Below are 17,553 nucleotides of genomic sequence, written 5' to 3' on the forward strand. Positions count from 1 at the left end.
GCGGTGCGAGATGCAATCGGACCGTGGTCGCGGCACAAGTCATCGCTGAACCGCCCTGCAGTTTCCTTGCTACACTGAATTCAGTGGAGATGGCATTCCTCCCGAACCGCCGGTCAAGTCCGGCTGATGATGCCTACGAGTTCCTGGGTCAGGAGGTCGTGGGCATGTCCCCGCGTCCCGCTGGCCAGATTTGTACCCAACTCGAATCTGGTTTCCTATGCTTATCATCATTACGTCAAGGTCGTACGTACTCGTCACTCGAAGCATCCGTGCGTATCGTGGCGCGCCCTGCATGCAACGATGGTTCATGCATTCTTCGTGGACCAATTGGAGCGCCTCATGAAAGGCAGTCAATTGACGGTGTTTGTAGCCAATCAGAGCCACCGCAAGAGTCGCATGACCGTCGTCGACTGGATTCTGAGCAAGACGAAAGAAGCCGGCATCGAGGGCGCAACGGTGATCGAAGTGAGCGAAAGCATCGACGCTCATGGCAAGTACCACGCGGCGCGCTTTTTTGAATTGATTGACCAGCCCGTCGTGGTCACGGTGGCCGCGGAGGATGCACGCATCGATGCACTGCTCGATATTCTTCGACACGGCGGTGTCGAACTCTTCTACACGCGCTGTCGTATCGAATACGAGGTGCTCGGCGCAGGCGTGAGAGGCGGCAGCGAGTAGCGGACTCCAGTGCTATGCTGCACGGCACAATCGTGTGTCGCGGTGGCGGTGAACTAGAATGAATCAAGCGGCGGATGACCGGGCCTGCCTCGGTCGAGCAACGCGGTGTTACTCCGGGTAGTGGACGCAGCCACGTGCGCGCCGCCCGGAGCTGCAAGGACCCGGTGAGCGGCGGAGATGCACGATGAACGGATATCAACTGACGTTCTACACAGAGCAGAACAGGAAACACGGCCATCAGACCGTATGCGAATGGCTGCTGCATGAGGTCCGCCAACTCGGCATCGGTGGAGCGACCGTCATCAATTGCGCCGAAGGCATCGGCCACGCGGGTTCGCATCATGCGGCCCACATGCTCAGGCTCGACGACCAGCCGGTGCAGATCATTCTTGCCGTGACTGAAAAGGAAGCCGGGCAGCTTCTGGATCTCGTGCGCACCGAAAACGTACACGTTTTCTACATGCGCTTTCCGATTGAGTTCGGCGTGATCGGCGACGACGTCCCGCATAAGCCGTCGAAGCATTTTTCCCTGTTCGGCCGGTCAGCGGGATAGCAGGAAACGCAAACCTTGCAAGCGTCGACGCGTCACCTATACTCAAAACTGATTTTTGCGGAGATGGCATTCCTCCCTAACTGCCGCTAGCAAGCTTTGCGGCTAATGATGCCTACAGGGTCCCCGGGCGCTTCGGGGCCGGTAGGCATTTTTCAGCCGGCTCGCCTTTTCGAGCATCCCGGGCATATCGTTGCCTACAAGAACGCAAAAAAAACATGGGATGCGTAAGCGAGTCGCCGCGCAGCAATTGTTGCCTCCCCCGTCCATACGCTTCGCAGCGCAGTCGCGTAGCGATCCGCGCGTGCGTTAGGTCGCGGCCCCAATGCGTCGTCCATCGGCCCTTCGTCTTCGCGGAGGGTGTATGAACACGCGCGACGTCGCCCTCCAGATTGCCCAGGTGGTGACCGTCATCGCACTGTCGCCACTGCTGCAAGGCGTCATCCTGCAATGGGAAGAACGTGTGCAACGCGCACGCGGCCCCGGCGTCTTCCAACCCTATCGGGACCTGTGGAAACTCTTCCACAAGCAGCTTGTCGTGCCCAATTCCGCTTCGTGGATTTACTGGACTGCGCCGGTGGTCGCCTTTACCTGCATGCTCACGGTGCCGATCCTCATCCCGGTGCTCACTGACTTTCCACTGCCGCTTTCCGACATGGGCGACATCCTTGGCGGTGGCCTCATCCTGACGCTCGGGTCGTTTGCAGTCGTGCTGGCGGGTCTGGATTCGGGAAGCGCCTATGGCGGCATTGGCTCGAGCCGCTCGGTGATGCTCGGCATTCTCGCGGAGCCCACGCTGATCCTCGTGCTGGTCGGCATCACGCTGCTCGCCAAAGCCATGTTGCCGTTCGTCGTGAACCATCTGCTCGTGGCACAGCCATCCGTGTACTGGAGTCCGGCACACCTGTTTCTCGTCTTCGCGTTTTTCGTCCTGCTGCTAGTCGAGACGGACCGCTTGCCGATCCACTCGAGTACGCACATCGAGGTGTACATGATCGAGGAGGCACGCATCCTCGAATATTCCGGAGCGCTTCTGGCGTTGCTCAAATGGGCGTCGATGATGAAGCAGTTCATTCTCTACACCATTTTCTGCAACGTGCTGACCCTGCCGTGGGGACTGTCGCAGCATGGCACCGCGTTGGGCGCATTGGGTGCGGCGATCGGTCTTTTCCTGCGCATGTTGCTGGTCGTGCTCGTCGTTGTCGTTGTCGAGACGGCGCAATCCAGGTTGCGCTTCTTCCGCTATCAGGAGCCGCTTGCGGCGTCGTTCATGCTGGCGGTGCTCGCGATCGCCGCTAACCAGCTTCGGTGACATGTCATGCTGCTCGCCCACCTGAGTCCGCTCGCCGCATCGCTCTTCAGCCTGCTGGCGATTGGCAGCCTGCTGCTTGCGTTCGTGATGCTGGGTTCGCGCTGGCTGAAGGACTATCTGCTCGCGTTCATTGCCGAATCGTGGCTGATCGCGGCGCTCTCCGGTGCAGTGGGCTACTACGGCAACTACCACGAACTGTATCTGATCGCGCTTCTCACCGCGCTTTTTCGGGGCATGGTGCTGCCCTATCTGATCTGGCGAATCATCATCCGGCTGGAAGTCGAACGGGAATTGCACGTGATCCTGCAGCCCAGCTCAAGCATCGTGCTGGGGGCGTTGCTGGTGCTCTTCGCGTTTGTCGTGTCGAATCATCTGGGCAATGCGCTGGGCCTGGGCGGCACGGTGGTAGTGCTGGCGCTCACGGTCATGCTCTCGATGAAGCTCATCGGCTTTCTGATGCTGGCAGTGCGTCATGAAGCGATCAGCCAGGTGCTGGGCCTCCTGATCCTTGAGAACGGTATCTTCCTGGGCTCCCAGATCCTCGTGCCTGGCATGCCGATGCTGATCGAACTGGTGTTGCTGTTCGATCTGCTCGTTATCGTCGTGAGCTTTGGCGTATTGGTTCGCTATCTGGTCGCGCATGTCGGCAGCACGAGCAGCCGTGAACTTAGACGGCTGATGGGGTGAACATGATCGAGACATGGAGTGTCGTGATCGTCGTTGCACCGGTCGCCGCGGCAGCAATTTGCGTGGCGAGCCGGCGCGCGTCCGTCGCCGAGTATGCGAACCTCGCCGCATCGATTGTCTGCGTGGTCGCGGCGGTTTCGCTCGTCTGCACTGTCAAGGACGGACATCGCTTTCTTCGCGACTACGTCGTGGTCGATGCGCTGGCCGCCTGGACCCTCGTTTGCACTGCGCTTGTGTATTGCCTCGCTTCGATCTACGCGGTTGGCTATATGCGGCTGCTGGCGGAGGAGCGTGAGCGACTGCCGAACTTCTATGCGCTCTTCGCGCTATTCGCGGCGACGATGATCTGCGGGCCGATCATGAACAATATCGGTGTTTACTGGATCGCAATTGAGCTGACCACGCTCGTGAGCACATTCCTCGTCGGCTTCGAACGCGGCCAGGAAGCAATCGAAGCATCATGGAAGTACATCATCGTCGTTTCCGCAGGCATCAGCCTTGCATTGCTCGGAACGGTGCTCTTCTACTGGGCGGGCAGTCTTGTCATCGGCCCGACCTATGACATGACGTGGGACGCGCTGCGCCGTGCGGCTCCCAGGATGAATCCCGCGCTCACCCAGATGGCGTTCCTGCTCGTACTGGTCGGCTATGGCACCAAGGCTGGCCTCGCACCGATGCATACGTGGCTGCCGGATGCACACAGTGAAGGGCCGGCGCCTGTGTCCGCGATGCTCTCCGGTGCGCTGCTGAATACGGCCATGCTCGGCGTCGCGCGCTTCCTGACGATCACCGATGCCGCCAGCTCATCGCTGCTGCCGCGCACCGTGCTTGTTGCGCTTGGCGCGTTTTCGCTCTTTGTCGCCGCGCTGTTCATCGTGCGTCAGGAGGGCGTCAAGCGGCTGATGGCGTATTCCAGTGTCGAGCATATGGGCGTGCTGGCGCTCGGACTAGGATTCGGTGGTCCGCTCGCGATTGCCGCGGTGCTGTATCACATGCTCAACCATTCACTGAACAAGTCGTTGATGTTCTTCGGCGCCGGAAACGTCATACGCGTGTTCGGCACCAAGGACATGGGTGAAATCCGCTATGTTTGGGATCGCTTTCCCGTCACGGGCGCACTGTGGCTGGCGGGCGCGGTGGCGATCACGGGAGCGCCGCCGTTTGGTCTCTTTCTGAGCGAGCTGACGTTGATGCGCGCGGGGATGGTGACCTCGAACGTTTGGGCCGTGATCGTGATGTTGATATTGCTGATCGTGATCTTCATCGGTTTTCTCAACCACTTCAGGGCCATGTACTTCGAAGCCCGGCCCGTGGGCCAGGTGTACAAGGTCACGCGCGCGGCAAACGCCAGCGCATGGATGACGGTCCCAATGTGGCTCGCCTTTGTGCCGGTACTGATCCTCGGTGTGTGGTGGCCACAATACCTGTGGCGTTTCTTTGCAATGGTCGCCGCGGATCTGGGAGGGCAGGCACGATGAACAACTGCACGCTCAAGGAAGTCACGCTCGCCGAACTCGGTGCGGCCGCCGACGATCTGCTCGGCCGCGGGGGGCGCATGCAGGCCGCCTACGCGTGGTTCCCTCGCCGGGACGCTGCGGAAATCCGCTATATCGCGACCGCGCCTGGCCAGCGCGAGTTCGTGAGCTGGCGCGTCGAAACAGGCAACGCGCCTGTTCCCAGTCTCGCCGGCAGGTGCCCGCTGCTCGGCTGGTATGAGCGAGAGATCATGGAAATGAGCGGTGTCGCGTTTGCCGGACATCCGGAACCCGAGCGCCTCGTCACCGCATTTTTGCCGCCGATGGAGCGCGGCCCGCTCGAACCGGCGGATACGGCGCAGGCGAGCGTCGCTCGCTCGCTTCCCGCCCCGACGCTGCCGCAAGTGTCAGGCAAGCACGTCCAGTTATTGCCGTTCGGCCCCGTGCGCGCCGATGTCGTCGAGTCGGCCCAGTTCATCTTCTACTACGTTGGCGAGGGCATTCTCCACTATCACCCGAATCTATTCCTCAAACATCGCGGGATGGAAAAGCAGTTCGAGGGGATGGACATCGAACAGGGTGCCCTGCTGGCGGAGCGCGTTGCGGGCATCGACAGCGTCGCGCATGCGCTCGCGTATGTGCAGGCGGCCGAAGACGCCGCAGGCTGCATCGTGCCACCTCGCGCACGTTGGCTTCGCGTGATCGTGGCGGAGCTTGAGCGTGTCTACAACCACTTGCATTACCTCGGCCACTTGTGCCATACAACCACGCTGAAGGTCGGCGAGGCCCAGGGCAAGCTGCTTGAGGAGCGCGCCAAGCAAATGAATGCGCTGGCCTGCGGCAGCCGGCTTTTGCGGGGCATTCTGTGGCCAGGCGGCGTACGCCGCGATCTGGACGTGGTGGCGATTGCCGAGGGTGTCGCGGCGCTCCGCCCCGAACTGGAGCGGTATGTCGAACTGATTGAGCGGACCACCAGTCATCTCGATCGGCTCATTTCTACAGCGCCGCTCAGTCAGCAACTGGCCTTCGATCAGGGCGCGACTGGACCAGTCGAACGGGCATCGGGCGTCGACCGGGACCTCAGACGGGATCACCCTTATGCCGCGTACGATGAATTGCCGCCCGCTGTCGCGACCCGGAGCGAGGGTGACGCGTTTGCCCGGATGAAAGTGCGGATCGCTGAACTCCGGACGAGTCTGGCGCTGCTCGACGACGCGATCATGCGCGGCATTCCTGCCGGGCCACTCCTCGCGCCCTGCCGCTGCGCTCCGAACGCCGAGGGGCTCGGCTGGGCTGAGTCGTCACGGGGCACCGTGCTCTACGCGCTGCATCTCGATGACAGGTCACGCATTGCGCGAGCGAAGATCAAGTCGCCGTCGTTTTCCAACTGGCGCGTTTTCCCCTTCACCGTGCACGACAGCAACATGATGGACTACGCGATCAACGAAGCGAGTTTCGGTTTGACCGTTTCGGGTTGCGCGCGATAGGACGGAGCGACTATGTCTCTATGGAGCTGGTTTGGACTGACGAGCGGCAGCGCAAGTACCGAATGGCCGCTCAAGGGCGATGCGCACGGTCAGCAAGGCGTGCTTGGCATGCCGCGTTACGATCCGGCCAGGTGCCGGGATGGTTGCGACGCATGCGCAAAGGCATGCATCACGCACGCGATCACCTTTTCTCCCGGGCGGGGAGCGCATGTCCCTCCGGAGGTGGATTGGGGCCGTTGCATCGTGTGCCAGCGCTGTACCGAAGCGTGTCCGACAGGCGCCTTCTCGCCATCGACGGACTGGGCGGTTGGAGTGACGAATCGGGACGACCTCGTGTGGGACGAGGCCTTGGCTTCCCGCATGCCACGCGAGGTGGCCGAACGGACGCGCCGCACATTCCGCCGCAGTCTGCATATCCGCCATGTCGACGCGGGATCGTGCAATGGTTGCGAATCGGAACTGCAGGCGTTGAACAATCCGTTCTACAACCTGCACCGCCTTGGCATCTTCTTCACGGCGTCACCACGCTTTGCCGATGTCCTGCTCGTCACCGGGCCGGTGACGCATGCGATGCGTGCACCGCTACTGACGACGTATGAGGCGATGCCCGATCCGAAGTGGGTCATCGCGACAGGGACATGTGCGGTGTCGGGTGGCGTCAGCGCAGGAAATTACGCGTGCGGCAGCGGCCTCGACGGCGTCTTGCCGGTCGACGTCTACCTGCCGGGCTGTCCGCCTAATCCTGCTGCGATCATTCACGCGTTGCTGTTGATAGTCGGTCGCGCGGAGCAACGGATGCGAGGAGGGCAACTTGAGCGCTGACCTGATTCTGGCCGCGAGCGTCCTGTGGCTTGCCGCCGCCATCCTGTCGCCGATACGCCCAGTCCGGGCGTTGCCCCGATATTTGCTGAGCGCCGGCTGCGTGCTGGGCGTCGCGGCGTGTCTGATCGCTTTGCCCACCGCCCCCCCTCGCGTTGAATTTCCGTTTGCGCTTGCCTCGCAGCGCATCGCGTTCGCGCTCGAACCCTCAGCGCTCTGGCTGCTCGGCTTCGGTCTTGTACCGGCGATCTTCGCCTGCTGGCTTGGCTCGCCCCTCTCGGGCGATTCCGGCACGTGGTGGGCGGGGGCATCGCTGAGTCTGCTCGGCGCACTGGGTGTGTTCGGTCTGCAGGACGGTATGTCGATGCTCGTCGCCTGGGAAGTGATGAGCCTGGGGGGAGCGGTGATGCTTGCCGGCGAACGCGCGCGCGAAGCCAATGGCAAACCCGTGCTGCTCATGCTCGCGCTGCTCGAGGTGGGCGCGATTGCACTCGTCTTCGCGATTCTGCTACTCGATCACGCGTCGGCCGGCATCGGTTTCGACGCATTTATTGCCCATGCGCCCCACACGTCGACGCTTCTGTCGTGGGTGGCCGGTATGGCTCTGCTCATCGGCTTCGGCGCGAAGCTCGGCCTCATCCCCTTCTACGAGTGGTTTCCGCGCGCATATTCGAGCGGCAGTGGTGCGACTGGTGTGCTGTTCTCCGGCGTCGTACTCAATGCGGCCTATTTCGCGCTGAGCCGCGGCTGGAACAGCTGGCTGGGCGTCGCCAACGCTAGCGGCACAGCGTTCGGGCTCGGCGTGGTCGCGATCGCGATCGGCGTTGTCAGCGCGGTGCTGGCGATCCTGTTTGCTTTCCAGCAGGACGATTGGAGAGCGTTGCTCAGCTATTCGTCGGCGGAAAACGCGTCGGTCGCGGTGGCGATGCTCGGCGTGACGCAACTCTTTCGCAGCGACCATTTGAACGATCTCGCCGGCCTCGCATGGACCGTCGCGTTGTTGCATCTCGCCGGCCATGCGCTCGCCAAGGGCGGGCTCTTTCTGGTCGCCGACGGCATCCAGGCGTCGACGGGCAATTACGACATCGTGCCGCGCGGCTGGATCAGAAACAGCGGTTTCATGCTGGGTCTCGGCGCACTTTTCGCCGTGATGAGCCTGGCGTCGATTCCCCCGCAGGCGGGGTTCGTCAGCGAATGGTACGTGTTCCAGTCGGTGTTTCAGGGCTTTCATTTATCGGCTTTCACCGGGCGTCTTGTGCTGGTGCTGGCCGGTGCGGGTCTCGCACTCGCTGCCGCGGTGGCACTCGCCACGTTCGTCAAACTGTTCGGGCTGGGGCTGTTGGGAATGCCGGACCCGGACTATCACCGCCCGGTGCCCCGGCGAAGTGCCGTGGCCGTCGGCATGCTGGGACTTTGCGTGCTTGCGGTGGCCGTCGGTGCGCCGTTGTGGCTCAACGCGCTGGCAAGCGGAGCCCAGGCACTATTTCAGGCCAACAGCCCGCAGGCAATGGTATCGGGATGGCTGCTGGTGCCGCTGACCGACAAGTTTGCCTTTATCTCACCGTCGAAGCTCATCATCGCGATGCCGTTGCTGGCGCTCATCCCGCTCACACTGTTGCGGCTCACGGGAACGCGCCCGGTGCGGCGCACGGCGGTCTGGTTTGGTGGCATGACCCAGCACGGCCGTGACGCGATGACTACGCCGCTGACGTTCTCGAATGCAATGCGCACGTTCTACAGCTTCGTGTATCAGCCGACCATGAGCACCGAGCGCGAACATGAGCAACGCGAGTACTTCATCAAGCGGCTGGTGTTTTACGAGGGAGTGACGGACCTGTTCGAACGGCATCTGTTCGAGCCGGCAATCCGGATCGTGACGTGGTGTGCCGACAGGCTGCGCGCATTGCAGTCCGGCAACCTGAACTTCTATCTCGCCCTGATCGGTGCTCTGCTGGTGGCGATACTGGCGTTGACACTCGTATAGCCTGCTTTGAGCGGGCGGTCGCGTAATTCGACGCGGCGTCCTCGCGAACGATTGCCCCAAACGCTGGTGAGTGTTGCTGCACATACGGCTTCGTCCTGAGTTGGTCGGCGCGCACGATCGTTGAGCCGGGTAATGGCTTTCCGGGAGGTGGCATGGCAAATCAGACGATAGGCCCCGGAAGTCGCCGAGCGATGCGCTTTGTACTGCTGGTGGGCATCCTGAGCTTCTTCGCCGATTTCACGTACGAAGGCGCACGCAGTATCCTGGGGCCTTTCCTCGCGGGCGCAGGCGCATCGGCAACGATCATCGGGATCGTCGTCGGCTTGGGCGAACTCCTCGGCTATGGCCTGCGCGTTGTCTCGGGCACGATGGCCGACGCGACGCGACGCTTCTGGCCGATCACGATCTTTGGCTATATCGTCCAGATGGGCGCAGTGCCTGCGCTTGCGTTGACACACAGTTGGCAGGCGGCCGCGTGCCTGATCGTCCTGGAGCGCGTCGGCAAGGCAATCCGCAATCCGCCTCGTGATGTGATGCTCTCGAGCGCCGCACAACGCATCGGCAGATATGGATGGGCTTTCGGCATTCACGAAGCCTGCGATCAGTTCGGTGCGATGTTGGGGCCGCTTGTCGTAGCGGCGGTGCTCGCCACGCGTGGAGACTACCGGCTGGCGTTTGCCGTCCTCGCCGTGCCTGCTGTGATCAACCTGTGTTTTCTCACGGTGGCGCGTCTGGTCTTTCCGCGCCCCCAGGACATGGAGCAGCGCACGCCGGGTGCGGCAGCGGCGGGCAGCTTCCCGGCACTTTACTGGGTCTACCTCTGCGGCGCAGGTCTCGTTGCGGCAGGCTTTGCCGACTATCCACTCATCGCTTATCACTGGGTCAAACAGCACACGCTGACAACGGAATGGATTCCGGTCTTCTATGCTGTCGCGATGGCCGTAAGCGGTGGAGCGTCGCTCGTGCTCGGCCGCTTTTTCGACCGGTTCGGCTTTAAGGTGCTGATTGGGTTGACCGGCGTCTCGCTATTCTTCGCGCCACTGGTGTTTCTCGGTGGCCATTTCGGTCTGGCGATTCTCGGCGCCGCGCTGTGGGGGATGGGCATGGGCGTGCACGAGTCGATCATTCCTGCAGCGGTCGCGCCAATGGTTGCGCAGTCGCAAAGAGGCTCGGCGTTCGGCACGTTCACTGCGGTGTACGGAGTCTGCTGGTTCGCGGGCAGCGCCTTCATTGGCTGGATCTACGATCAGTCGGTAATCGGGGCCGTCGCATTCTGTGTGATTACACAAGCGACGGCTATACCGGTCTTTGTCTGGGTGGGCTGGCGTCGCGAGAAGGGTTAGGCGGCGCACTGAATCATCGGAGGTAACACGACGTGCGAGCGGCGCGGCCCGTGGCCGCGCGGCGCTCACACGAACGCGTGCTGCGCGACCTCGAACGCCTCTTCGCGAAAGCGCAGCGGCGCCGCGCAGTGCACGAGCGTATCGACGAAGTACTTCGCGCGCGGCCACGGACCAAAACCGGCCGCGGTATTGATGTGCCCCGCGTCGCCGAGATTGACGAACGCGCTGCCGAAACGCTGCGCGAGATCGCGAGCATCGGCAAGCGGCATCCACGGATCGGTTTCGCTGCCGATCAGAATCGACGGCACGCCGAGGCGTCGCGCGTCGAAGGATCCCGCGAACGTGAATTTGCGCGGACTCGCGGGCGCGACGAACAGCACTCCGACCACGTCGTTCAGGAGCGACGTCTGCCGCAACGCATGCGCGGTCGCTAGGCAGCCGAAGCTGTGCGCGGCCAGCACGAACGGGCCGCGTTCGCGCGCGAGCAGATCGTGCAACGACTTCGCCCATTGCGCGATGTCGGGCGCATCCCAGTTGGTCTGCTCGACGCGCAGCGAGCGCGCGAACTGCCGCTCCAGCCACGTTTGCCAATGCGCGCCTTCGCTGCCGTGCAGGCCTGGCACGGTGACGAGCCGTGGCGGCCATGTCGATCTGGTGCATGAAAGCATGGAAATGCCTCGCTGCGGGAGTCCGGGCAGTCATTGTCCCGCCGCGTGGCGCGTGGGCGAACCAAGTTTTTGTGCTTTGGTTATGGGATAAACGGCGGGGATAAACCGCGGGGTTAAACGGCAAGATCAAGCGATGAAACCGCACGCCTGTGCGCAAACGCGCGCGATTCGCGTCGAAAAAGTAGAATGAGGCCTATCCATAACGGGAGGAGACCCGATGCCGCACGCGTCGTCCCAGGCGCCGCAGCCGCCGCAGTCCTCGTCGCCACGCTTGCATGGCGCGGCCGTGGTCCGTCCCGCCGAGACCAACCCACACGCAGGCACAACCGCGGACGCGTTCCGGACCGTATGAAAATCCTCTTCTACATGCCGCATACCGATGCCGCCGCGTGGCTGCACGACCTCGCGCGCGCCCTGCCCGAAGCGCACTTGCGCGAATGGCAGCAGGGCGACACCGAGCCGGCCGATTTCGCGGTCGTGTGGCGTCCGCCGCACGAGATGCTGGCCGGCCGCGACACGCTGCGCGCGATCTTCAATCTCGGCGCAGGCGTCGATGCGATCCTCGCGCTCGAACGCGAACATCCCGGCACACTGCCGCGCAACGCTCCGCTGATTCGCCTCGAAGACACCGGCATGGCCGTGCAGATGACCGAATACGTCACGCACGCGGTGCTGCGCTATCTGCGCCGCTTCGACGAATATCAGGCGCTGCAGAACGAGCGCCGCTGGCAAGTGCTCGAGCCGCATCCGCGCGCGAGCTTCACGGTCGGCGTACTCGGGCTCGGTGTGCTCGGCACGCAGGTCGCGCAAACGCTCGCGACATTCGGCCTCCCGGTGCGCGGCTATAGCCGCAGTGCGAAGCAGATCGACGGCATTGCGACGTTCGCGGGAAGCGAACAGTTCGACGCGTTCCTCGACGGCGCGAAGGTGCTCGTGAATCTGCTGCCGCATACGCCCGACACCGGGAACGTGCTGAACGCGCGCACGTTTGCGAAGCTCGCGCGCGGTGCCTATCTGATCAACGTCGCGCGCGGCGCGCATCTGGTCGAGGCGGATCTGCTCGACGCGCTCGCCAGCGGCCAGCTCGCCGGCGCCACGCTCGACGTGTTCCGCGAAGAACCGCTGCCCGCCGATCATCCGTTCTGGCGCGAGCCGCGCATCACGATCACGCCGCACGTATCGGCGCTGACGCTGCGCGAGGAGAGCGTCGGGCAGATCGCGCGCAAGATCGAAGCGCTGATGCGCGGCGAGCCGGTGAGCGGTATCGTGGAGCAGGAACGCGGATACTGACATCCGTGCGACATTCGTGAACGAGCAGTTGAACTGAACGCAGGAACGCCGCGCCACGCGGCAACAACCATCTTGCATGAGACCGGACCAGGCGCTAAAGCGCCGACGCCGATCGACCGCGATAAACGCATGGGATCGGAGTAAGTGCTAAAGCACTAACTCCGATCGACAGGAGACAGATCATGGCCTTACCGAAGCAGGTGAAAATCGTAGAAGTCGGTCCGCGCGACGGGCTGCAGAACGAAAAGGAATTCGTGCCCACCGCGACCAAGATCGAGCTCATCAACCGCTTGTCGGCGGCCGGCTTCCGCAACGTCGAGGCGGCGTCGTTCGTGTCGCCGAAATGGGTGCCGCAGATGGCCGACGGCGCCGAGGTGATGGCCGCCATCGAGCGCCGTCCCGGCACGATCTACTCGGTGCTCACGCCGAACCTGCGCGGCTTCGAAGGCGCGCTCGCCGCACGTGCCGACGAGATCGTGATTTTCGGCGCGGCGAGCGAAGCGTTTTCGCAGAAGAACATCAATTGCAGCATCGCGGAAAGCATCGAGCGCTTCGCGCCGGTAGCCGCGGCCGCGAAGGAACATGGCCTGCGCATTCGCGGCAGCGTGTCGTGCGCGCTCGGCTGTCCGTACCAGGGCGAAGTGCCGGTGGCGTCGGTGGTCGACGTGGTCAAGCGCTTCGCGGCGCTCGGCTGCGACGAGATCGATATCGCCGATACCATCGGCGTCGGCACGGCGCAGCGCACTCGCGCAGTGTTCCAGGCGGTGACCGAAGTCTTTCCGCGCGAGCATCTGTCGGGGCACTTTCACGACACGTATGGCCAGGCGCTCGCGAACATTTACGCGGCGCTGCTCGAAGGTATCGAGATTTTCCATGCGTCGGTCGCGGGGCTCGGCGGCTGTCCGTATGCGAAGGGCGCGACCGGCAATGTCGCGACCGAAGACGTGCTGTACCTGATGAACGGCCTCGGCATCGAGACCGGCATCGACCTCGCGCAGGTGGTCGCCATCGGCGACTTCATTTCGACTGCGATCGGCCGGCCCAACGTGTCGCGCGCCGGCAAGGCTCTGCTCGCGAAGGCGCGCAGCGAAGCGAACACCTGCGTGTAACTGCGCGCTCCACTCACATCGTCACATTTCAATCAGGATCCCCAACGATGACCGACCTCGCGTCTTCCGAATCCGACGATCTCGCCGCGCTGCCCGACGCGGCACGCCGCGTCGCGCTACTGCTGCGCGAACGCGGTCACGCGGGCCGAATCGTGATGCTGCCGGAAACCGGCAAGACTTCCGCCGAAGCAGCCGCCGGACTCGGCTGCTCGGTCGCGCAGATCGCCAAGTCGATCCTGTTTCGCCGTCGCGAAGACGATGCGCCCATACTCGTGATCGCGAGCGGCGCGAATCGCGTCGATGAAAAGAAGGTTGCCGCGCAGGTCGGCGAAGTCGGCCGCGCGGACGCGAAGTTCGTCCGCGAAAAAACCGGCTATGCGATCGGCGGTGTCTGCCCGGTCGGTCACGCCACCGAGCCGGTCACGCTGATCGACGCCGATCTGCTCGCGCTCGACAGCCTGTGGGCCGCTGCCGGTCATCCGCATGCGGTGTTCAATCTGACCGCGCAGGAATTGATCGCACTGACGGGCGCGCCGGTCGCCGACGTCGCGCTGCGCGAGACGGCCTGAACACGATGGCGATGACGGGCGGCAAGGACGACGAGGGCAAGGACCGGGGCGAGGACGAGGACGACGACCGCGGCGGCGCCTCGGTGCCGTCGCCGTGCATCAACGTGTGCCGGATGGATGCGTCGACGGGCTGGTGCGAAGGATGTCTGCGCACGATCGACGAAATCGCGGGCTGGTCGATGTTCGACGACGATGCGAAGCGCGCCGTGTGGGACGCGATCGAAGCGCGTCACGTGGAGTTCATCGCGAAACATACCAACAAGCCCACGAAGGAGCTGCAATGAAAGCCGCGCCGCGTGTCGTCACGCTCGGCGAGACGTTCAGCTCGACAGTCTCGTTGTCGACGGATTCTGTCAAATCGTTCGCGACGCTCGTCAACGATCTGAACCCGCTGCATCACGATGAAGCCTATGCGGAGCAAAGCCGCTTCGGTGGTCTGATCGCATCGGGCACGCAGCCCACCGCGTATTTCATGGCGCTGCTCGCCACGCATTTCTCGACCTACGCGCAGCCGCTCGGCCTCGAGTTCGATATCAAGCTGAAGAAAGCGGTGCATGCGCACGACACACTCACGATCCAGTGGCGCGTGCGCGACGCTTACTGGAAGCCGAGCCTGAACGGCGATCTGACGCATCTCGAAGGCTCGGTCGTCAATCAGCACGGCGAGTTGATGCTGACCGGCGCCTCGACCATTCTGGTCATGCCGAAACCCTCTGCATCCGCCGCGCCTGCGGATGCGGCGCCCTCGCAGCCATGATCGCGCTGCCCGCATCGATTCAGGTGTTCGAGCGCGGCTGGCTGTCGTCGAACAACGTGCTGCTCGTCGACGACGCCAGCGCCGCGCTCGTCGATACCGGCTATGCGACGCATGCGCCGCAGACCGTCGCACTGGTGCGCAACGCGCTGAAGGCACGGCCGCTCGATCTGATCGTCAACACGCATCTGCATTCGGATCACTGCGGCGGCAACGCGCTGTTGCAGGCGACGTGGCCGTGCCGCACGCTGATCCCCGCGCCGGAAGAAAGCGCGATACGCGATTGGGACGAAGCGCGCCTGAGCTTTCGCGCAACCGGCCAGACCTGCGAGCGCTTCGGCTTCAGCGGTACGATCGCGCCCGGCGCACAGTTGCAACTCGGCGCGCTCGACTGGCAGGTGCTCGGCGCGCCCGGCCACGATCCGCATTCGCTGATGCTGTATTGCGCCGACGAACGCATTCTCATCAGTGCGGACGCGCTGTGGGAAAACGGCTTCGGCGTGATCTTTCCGGAACTCGAAGGCGAAAGCGGATTCGCCGAGCAGCAGGCGGTGCTCGACACGATTGCCACGCTCGACGTGCGCGTCGTCATTCCGGGGCATGGCGCGCCGTTCACGAACCTCGAACAGGCGCTCGAACGTGCGTTTTCGCGCGTCGCGTGGCTGCGCGCCGATCCCGCACGAAATGCACGCAATGCGCTGAAGGTGCTGATCGTGTTCAAGCTGCTCGACGTGCGCGAGATGAGCTTCGACACGCTGCTGCGCATGGTCGGCGACGCGGCCGTGATGCGCGCCGCCGCCTCGATGCTGAAGCCGCGTGGCGAATGGCCTGCGCTGCTGAAGGGGATGCTCGGGGAACTCGCGGCGAACAACGGGCCGCTCGCCGTGGACGGCGCGCGCATTGTCGCGCGGCGTTGAGGCTGGCTGGCGTGGGCGCTGATGCGCCGGTACGCAAACCGCCTGCACAAAGCCCGCAAAACCGTCCCCACAAAAAGAAAGCCGCTCGACAAAGCGAGCGGCGGAACTTCCGTTGGACGTGATCAGCGTCGACCTGAATGATACGCGTGCGGGTTTTTGCAACGCATCGGTGATTTCCCTACAGAAATTTGACGCTGCGTTTTAAAGCCGTATACATAGTGGGTTGTAAAGCCGTTGCAAGCATTTGAATACAAGCGATTGGTCCGCTCATATGAACAATGACACGCACGTTACTCCGGAATCCATAACATTTGCGTCCACGGAGCGGCGATCATCAGGCAGCCGGATCGTCACGTCGACGACAAGCGCTTCTGCGGCACGATCCGCCAGCCGAGATTGACACCCGCCGCCGCGATCAGAATCAGCGCGGCGCCGAGCACCTGAATCCACGCGAGCGTCTGGCCGAACGCCAGCCGGTCGACGATGATCGCCACCACCGGATAGATGAACGACAGCGCGCCCGTCATCGACGTCGGCAGCTTCTGGATCGCACCATACAGCAGCACGTACATGAGCCCTGTGTGCACGACACCGAGCACGACCAGTTCGAGCCACTGCGCGCCGCTTGCCGGTAGCGCATCGAAGCGCACGAACGGCGCGAGCAGCAGCACGCCGAGCGACACCTGAAGCAGCGCGATCAGATGCGGCGGCGTCCCCTTCAGGCGCTTCGTGATGATCGACGACACCGCGTACATCGCCGCCGCGCCCACCGCATACGCGACGCCGACCAGGTACTGCCCCGGCACGGCAAGCACTGCCGGCTCGACTTTCACGACGAACACGAGGCCGATGAACGCGACCACCAGCCACGCGATCGTCGATGCGCTGATGCGCTCGCGAAACACGAGCGCACCGAGCGCGACCAGCATGAACGGCTGCGTGTTGTAGACGGCCGTTGCCATCGAGATCGACGCGCGCGAATACGCGGCGAATAGCAGCACCCAGTTGACGACGATTGCGACGCCGCCGAGCAGCGCGAGGCCGAGCATCTTCCACGAGAAAAGCTCGCGCCTGAAAAAGCCGAGCACCGCGCAGACGAGCGCGAGCGTCGCGCCGCCGAAGATGCAGCGGAAAAACACCACGTTAAAAGGGCTTTGCTGCGACGACACCACGAGCCAGCCGATCGTGCCGGACATCAGCATCGCCATGCTCATCTCCGCCGCGCCGCGGCGCAGATCGCCCGAAGCCCTGCTCGAAGTCCTGTCTGAAACCTTGTCTGAAGCCATGATTCGATCCCGGATCGATACCTGCATGACAGGCAGTGTAATCAATCCGTTTGCACGAATACATGGTTAAACTTAAGCGTTGCTGCGATTCAACCTCATAATCGAAGGTCATCATGAGCAAACGCCTTGCCTCGGCCGGACCCGTCCCTCTCGACGAAACCGACCGCGCGCTGCTCGCCGCACTCGCGCAGGACGCGCGCCAGCCGGTCAGCGAACTCGCGCGCGAGGTCGGACTATCGGCGCCGAGCACCGCCGAACGCGTGCGGCGGCTCGAAGCGCAGGGGGTGATCGAGCGCTTCACGGTGCAGATCGATCCGCGCGCGCTCGGCTTCACGCTGCAGGCAATCGTGCGCGTGAAGCCGCTGCCGGGTCAGTTGCATCTGGTGGAGGACGTGATCCGCCGCATTCCGGAATTCGTCGAATGCGACAAGGTGACCGGCGACGATTGCTTCATCTGCCGCCTGTACCTGCATTCGATCGATCAGCTCGACGAGATCCTGTCGAAAGTCACCGAGCGCGCGGAGACCAGCACCGCGATCGTCAAGTCGACGCCGGTCGCGCGCCGCCTGCCGCCGCTCGGTTGAGAAAAGTCGCTTGAAGCATGAATACAACCGGAGCAAAGCGC

19 protein-coding genes, 1 pseudogene and 2 riboswitches are annotated in these 17,553 nt (G+C 63.4%); of the genes and pseudogenes, 17 read left to right on the top strand and 3 right to left on the bottom strand.

Annotated features, from left to right (window positions below):
• The first annotated feature begins 76 nt into the window (after positions 1–76).
• A riboswitch (Fluoride riboswitch) is annotated at positions 77–143 on the top strand.
• Between the two features lie 157 nt (positions 144–300).
• The 10 genes and pseudogenes from B9Z01_RS10005 to B9Z01_RS10045 all read left to right on the top strand — a co-directional run bounded on the left by B9Z01_RS10005 (position 301) and on the right by B9Z01_RS10045 (position 10,335).
• A complete protein-coding gene (locus B9Z01_RS10005; protein WP_244195975.1) occupies positions 301–678 on the top strand; it encodes a DUF190 domain-containing protein in 378 nt (125 codons plus the stop codon).
• Positions 679–862: 184 nt separating this feature from the next.
• A complete protein-coding gene (locus tag B9Z01_RS10010) occupies positions 863–1,231 on the top strand; it encodes a DUF190 domain-containing protein (RefSeq protein ID WP_085482462.1) in 369 nt (122 codons plus the stop codon).
• A gap of 50 nt (positions 1,232–1,281) precedes the next feature.
• Positions 1,282–1,353: riboswitch (Fluoride riboswitch) on the top strand.
• 239 nt (positions 1,354–1,592) lie between these two features.
• Entirely contained in the window at positions 1,593–2,540 is a 948-nt protein-coding gene (locus tag B9Z01_RS10015) for a respiratory chain complex I subunit 1 family protein (RefSeq protein WP_085482464.1), read from the top strand.
• Between the two features lie 6 nt (positions 2,541–2,546).
• Positions 2,547–3,227, top strand: a complete 681-nt coding sequence (locus B9Z01_RS10020; RefSeq protein ID WP_085482466.1) for a hydrogenase — start codon at positions 2,547–2,549, stop codon at positions 3,225–3,227.
• Between the two features lie 2 nt (positions 3,228–3,229).
• Positions 3,230–4,705, top strand: a complete 1,476-nt coding sequence (locus B9Z01_RS10025) for a proton-conducting transporter transmembrane domain-containing protein (RefSeq protein ID WP_085482468.1) — start codon at positions 3,230–3,232, stop codon at positions 4,703–4,705.
• Complete coding sequence (locus tag B9Z01_RS10030; RefSeq protein ID WP_085482470.1) at positions 4,702–6,189, top strand: hydrogenase large subunit; 1,488 nt, start codon at positions 4,702–4,704, stop codon at positions 6,187–6,189. The genes B9Z01_RS10025 and B9Z01_RS10030 overlap by 4 nt, the downstream gene beginning before the upstream one ends.
• 108 nt (positions 6,190–6,297) lie before the next feature.
• Positions 6,298–6,468 (top strand): annotated as a pseudogene (locus B9Z01_RS36150) (4Fe-4S dicluster domain-containing protein); the annotation flags it as partial.
• A 33-nt stretch (positions 6,469–6,501) separates the two neighbouring features.
• On the top strand, positions 6,502–7,011 hold the full coding sequence (locus B9Z01_RS36155) for an NADH-quinone oxidoreductase subunit B family protein (protein ID WP_244196000.1): 510 nt from the start codon (positions 6,502–6,504) through the stop codon (positions 7,009–7,011).
• The gene (locus B9Z01_RS10040; protein WP_085482474.1) at positions 7,001–8,992 is read left to right on the top strand and encodes a proton-conducting transporter transmembrane domain-containing protein; all 1,992 of its coding nucleotides are present in this window, start codon (positions 7,001–7,003) and stop codon (positions 8,990–8,992) included. Before B9Z01_RS36155 ends, B9Z01_RS10040 begins: the two co-directional genes overlap by 11 nt.
• Before the next feature lie 191 nt (positions 8,993–9,183).
• Positions 9,184–10,335 (top strand): MFS transporter, encoded by a 1,152-nt coding sequence (locus B9Z01_RS10045; RefSeq protein WP_143808882.1) that lies wholly within the window; start codon positions 9,184–9,186, stop codon positions 10,333–10,335.
• Positions 10,336–10,400: 65 nt separating this feature from the next.
• On the opposite strand, the gene B9Z01_RS10050 is transcribed toward B9Z01_RS10045, so the two are convergent.
• A complete protein-coding gene (locus tag B9Z01_RS10050) occupies positions 10,401–11,003 on the bottom strand; it encodes an RBBP9/YdeN family alpha/beta hydrolase (RefSeq protein ID WP_085482477.1) in 603 nt (200 codons plus the stop codon).
• Between the two features lie 348 nt (positions 11,004–11,351).
• Here B9Z01_RS10050 and B9Z01_RS10055 point away from each other — a divergent pair, with 348 nt between their 5' ends.
• From B9Z01_RS10055 to B9Z01_RS10080, 6 genes are all read left to right on the top strand, one after another.
• On the top strand, positions 11,352–12,293 hold the full coding sequence (locus B9Z01_RS10055) for a 2-hydroxyacid dehydrogenase (protein WP_085482479.1): 942 nt from the start codon (positions 11,352–11,354) through the stop codon (positions 12,291–12,293).
• Positions 12,294–12,475: 182 nt separating this feature from the next.
• On the top strand, positions 12,476–13,402 hold the full coding sequence (locus B9Z01_RS10060; protein ID WP_085482480.1) for a hydroxymethylglutaryl-CoA lyase: 927 nt from the start codon (positions 12,476–12,478) through the stop codon (positions 13,400–13,402).
• A gap of 47 nt (positions 13,403–13,449) precedes the next feature.
• A complete protein-coding gene (locus tag B9Z01_RS10065) occupies positions 13,450–13,971 on the top strand; it encodes a YbaK/EbsC family protein (protein ID WP_085482482.1) in 522 nt (173 codons plus the stop codon).
• Between the two features lie 11 nt (positions 13,972–13,982).
• On the top strand, positions 13,983–14,255 hold the full coding sequence (locus B9Z01_RS10070) for a DUF1289 domain-containing protein (RefSeq protein WP_085483473.1): 273 nt from the start codon (positions 13,983–13,985) through the stop codon (positions 14,253–14,255).
• The gene (locus B9Z01_RS10075; RefSeq protein WP_085482484.1) at positions 14,252–14,728 is read left to right on the top strand and encodes a MaoC family dehydratase; all 477 of its coding nucleotides are present in this window, start codon (positions 14,252–14,254) and stop codon (positions 14,726–14,728) included. The genes B9Z01_RS10070 and B9Z01_RS10075 overlap by 4 nt, the downstream gene beginning before the upstream one ends.
• On the top strand, positions 14,725–15,642 hold the full coding sequence (locus tag B9Z01_RS10080) for an MBL fold metallo-hydrolase (protein WP_085482486.1): 918 nt from the start codon (positions 14,725–14,727) through the stop codon (positions 15,640–15,642). The genes B9Z01_RS10075 and B9Z01_RS10080 overlap by 4 nt, the downstream gene beginning before the upstream one ends.
• A gap of 350 nt (positions 15,643–15,992) precedes the next feature.
• On the opposite strand, the gene B9Z01_RS10085 is transcribed toward B9Z01_RS10080, so the two are convergent.
• Together B9Z01_RS10085 and B9Z01_RS36160 are read right to left on the bottom strand one after the other, a co-directional pair.
• Positions 15,993–16,856: a DMT family transporter gene (locus B9Z01_RS10085; protein ID WP_244196001.1), complete on the bottom strand. Its 864-nt coding sequence runs from the start codon at positions 16,854–16,856 to the stop codon at positions 15,993–15,995.
• Positions 16,786–17,043 (bottom strand): hypothetical protein, encoded by a 258-nt coding sequence (locus B9Z01_RS36160; RefSeq protein ID WP_244196008.1) that lies wholly within the window; start codon positions 17,041–17,043, stop codon positions 16,786–16,788. Before B9Z01_RS36160 ends, B9Z01_RS10085 begins: the two co-directional genes overlap by 71 nt.
• On the opposite strand from B9Z01_RS36160, the gene B9Z01_RS10090 reads away from it, so the two are divergent.
• Positions 17,042–17,512, top strand: coding sequence for an Lrp/AsnC family transcriptional regulator (locus tag B9Z01_RS10090; protein WP_085482490.1), 471 nt, complete (start codon positions 17,042–17,044; stop codon positions 17,510–17,512). The two genes, B9Z01_RS36160 and B9Z01_RS10090, sit on opposite strands and share 2 nt — an antisense overlap.
• The last annotated feature ends 41 nt before the right edge of the window (positions 17,513–17,553 follow it).

It is taken from the genome of Paraburkholderia susongensis, from assembly GCF_900177725.1.
Taxonomy (GTDB): domain Bacteria; phylum Pseudomonadota; class Gammaproteobacteria; order Burkholderiales; family Burkholderiaceae; genus Paraburkholderia; species Paraburkholderia susongensis.

Coding starts and splice junctions, on each gene's coding strand:
- B9Z01_RS36160 (WP_244196008.1), bottom strand. CDS start 17,043: ATGATGACCTTCGATTATGAGGTTGAATCGCAGCAACGCTTAAGTTTA.
- B9Z01_RS10050 (WP_085482477.1), bottom strand. CDS start 11,003: ATGCTTTCATGCACCAGATCGACATGGCCGCCACGGCTCGTCACCGTG.
- B9Z01_RS10060 (WP_085482480.1), top strand. CDS start 12,476: ATGGCCTTACCGAAGCAGGTGAAAATCGTAGAAGTCGGTCCGCGCGAC.
- B9Z01_RS10075 (WP_085482484.1), top strand. CDS start 14,252: ATGAAAGCCGCGCCGCGTGTCGTCACGCTCGGCGAGACGTTCAGCTCG.
- B9Z01_RS10090 (WP_085482490.1), top strand. CDS start 17,042: ATGAGCAAACGCCTTGCCTCGGCCGGACCCGTCCCTCTCGACGAAACC.
- B9Z01_RS10055 (WP_085482479.1), top strand. CDS start 11,352: ATGAAAATCCTCTTCTACATGCCGCATACCGATGCCGCCGCGTGGCTG.
- B9Z01_RS10070 (WP_085483473.1), top strand. CDS start 13,983: ATGACGGGCGGCAAGGACGACGAGGGCAAGGACCGGGGCGAGGACGAG.
- B9Z01_RS10030 (WP_085482470.1), top strand. CDS start 4,702: ATGAACAACTGCACGCTCAAGGAAGTCACGCTCGCCGAACTCGGTGCG.
- B9Z01_RS10010 (WP_085482462.1), top strand. CDS start 863: ATGAACGGATATCAACTGACGTTCTACACAGAGCAGAACAGGAAACAC.
- B9Z01_RS10065 (WP_085482482.1), top strand. CDS start 13,450: ATGACCGACCTCGCGTCTTCCGAATCCGACGATCTCGCCGCGCTGCCC.
- B9Z01_RS10015 (WP_085482464.1), top strand. CDS start 1,593: ATGAACACGCGCGACGTCGCCCTCCAGATTGCCCAGGTGGTGACCGTC.
- B9Z01_RS10080 (WP_085482486.1), top strand. CDS start 14,725: ATGATCGCGCTGCCCGCATCGATTCAGGTGTTCGAGCGCGGCTGGCTG.
- B9Z01_RS10045 (WP_143808882.1), top strand. CDS start 9,184: ATGCGCTTTGTACTGCTGGTGGGCATCCTGAGCTTCTTCGCCGATTTC.
- B9Z01_RS10020 (WP_085482466.1), top strand. CDS start 2,547: ATGCTGCTCGCCCACCTGAGTCCGCTCGCCGCATCGCTCTTCAGCCTG.
- B9Z01_RS10025 (WP_085482468.1), top strand. CDS start 3,230: ATGATCGAGACATGGAGTGTCGTGATCGTCGTTGCACCGGTCGCCGCG.
- B9Z01_RS10005 (WP_244195975.1), top strand. CDS start 301: ATGGTTCATGCATTCTTCGTGGACCAATTGGAGCGCCTCATGAAAGGC.
- B9Z01_RS10085 (WP_244196001.1), bottom strand. CDS start 16,856: ATGAGCATGGCGATGCTGATGTCCGGCACGATCGGCTGGCTCGTGGTG.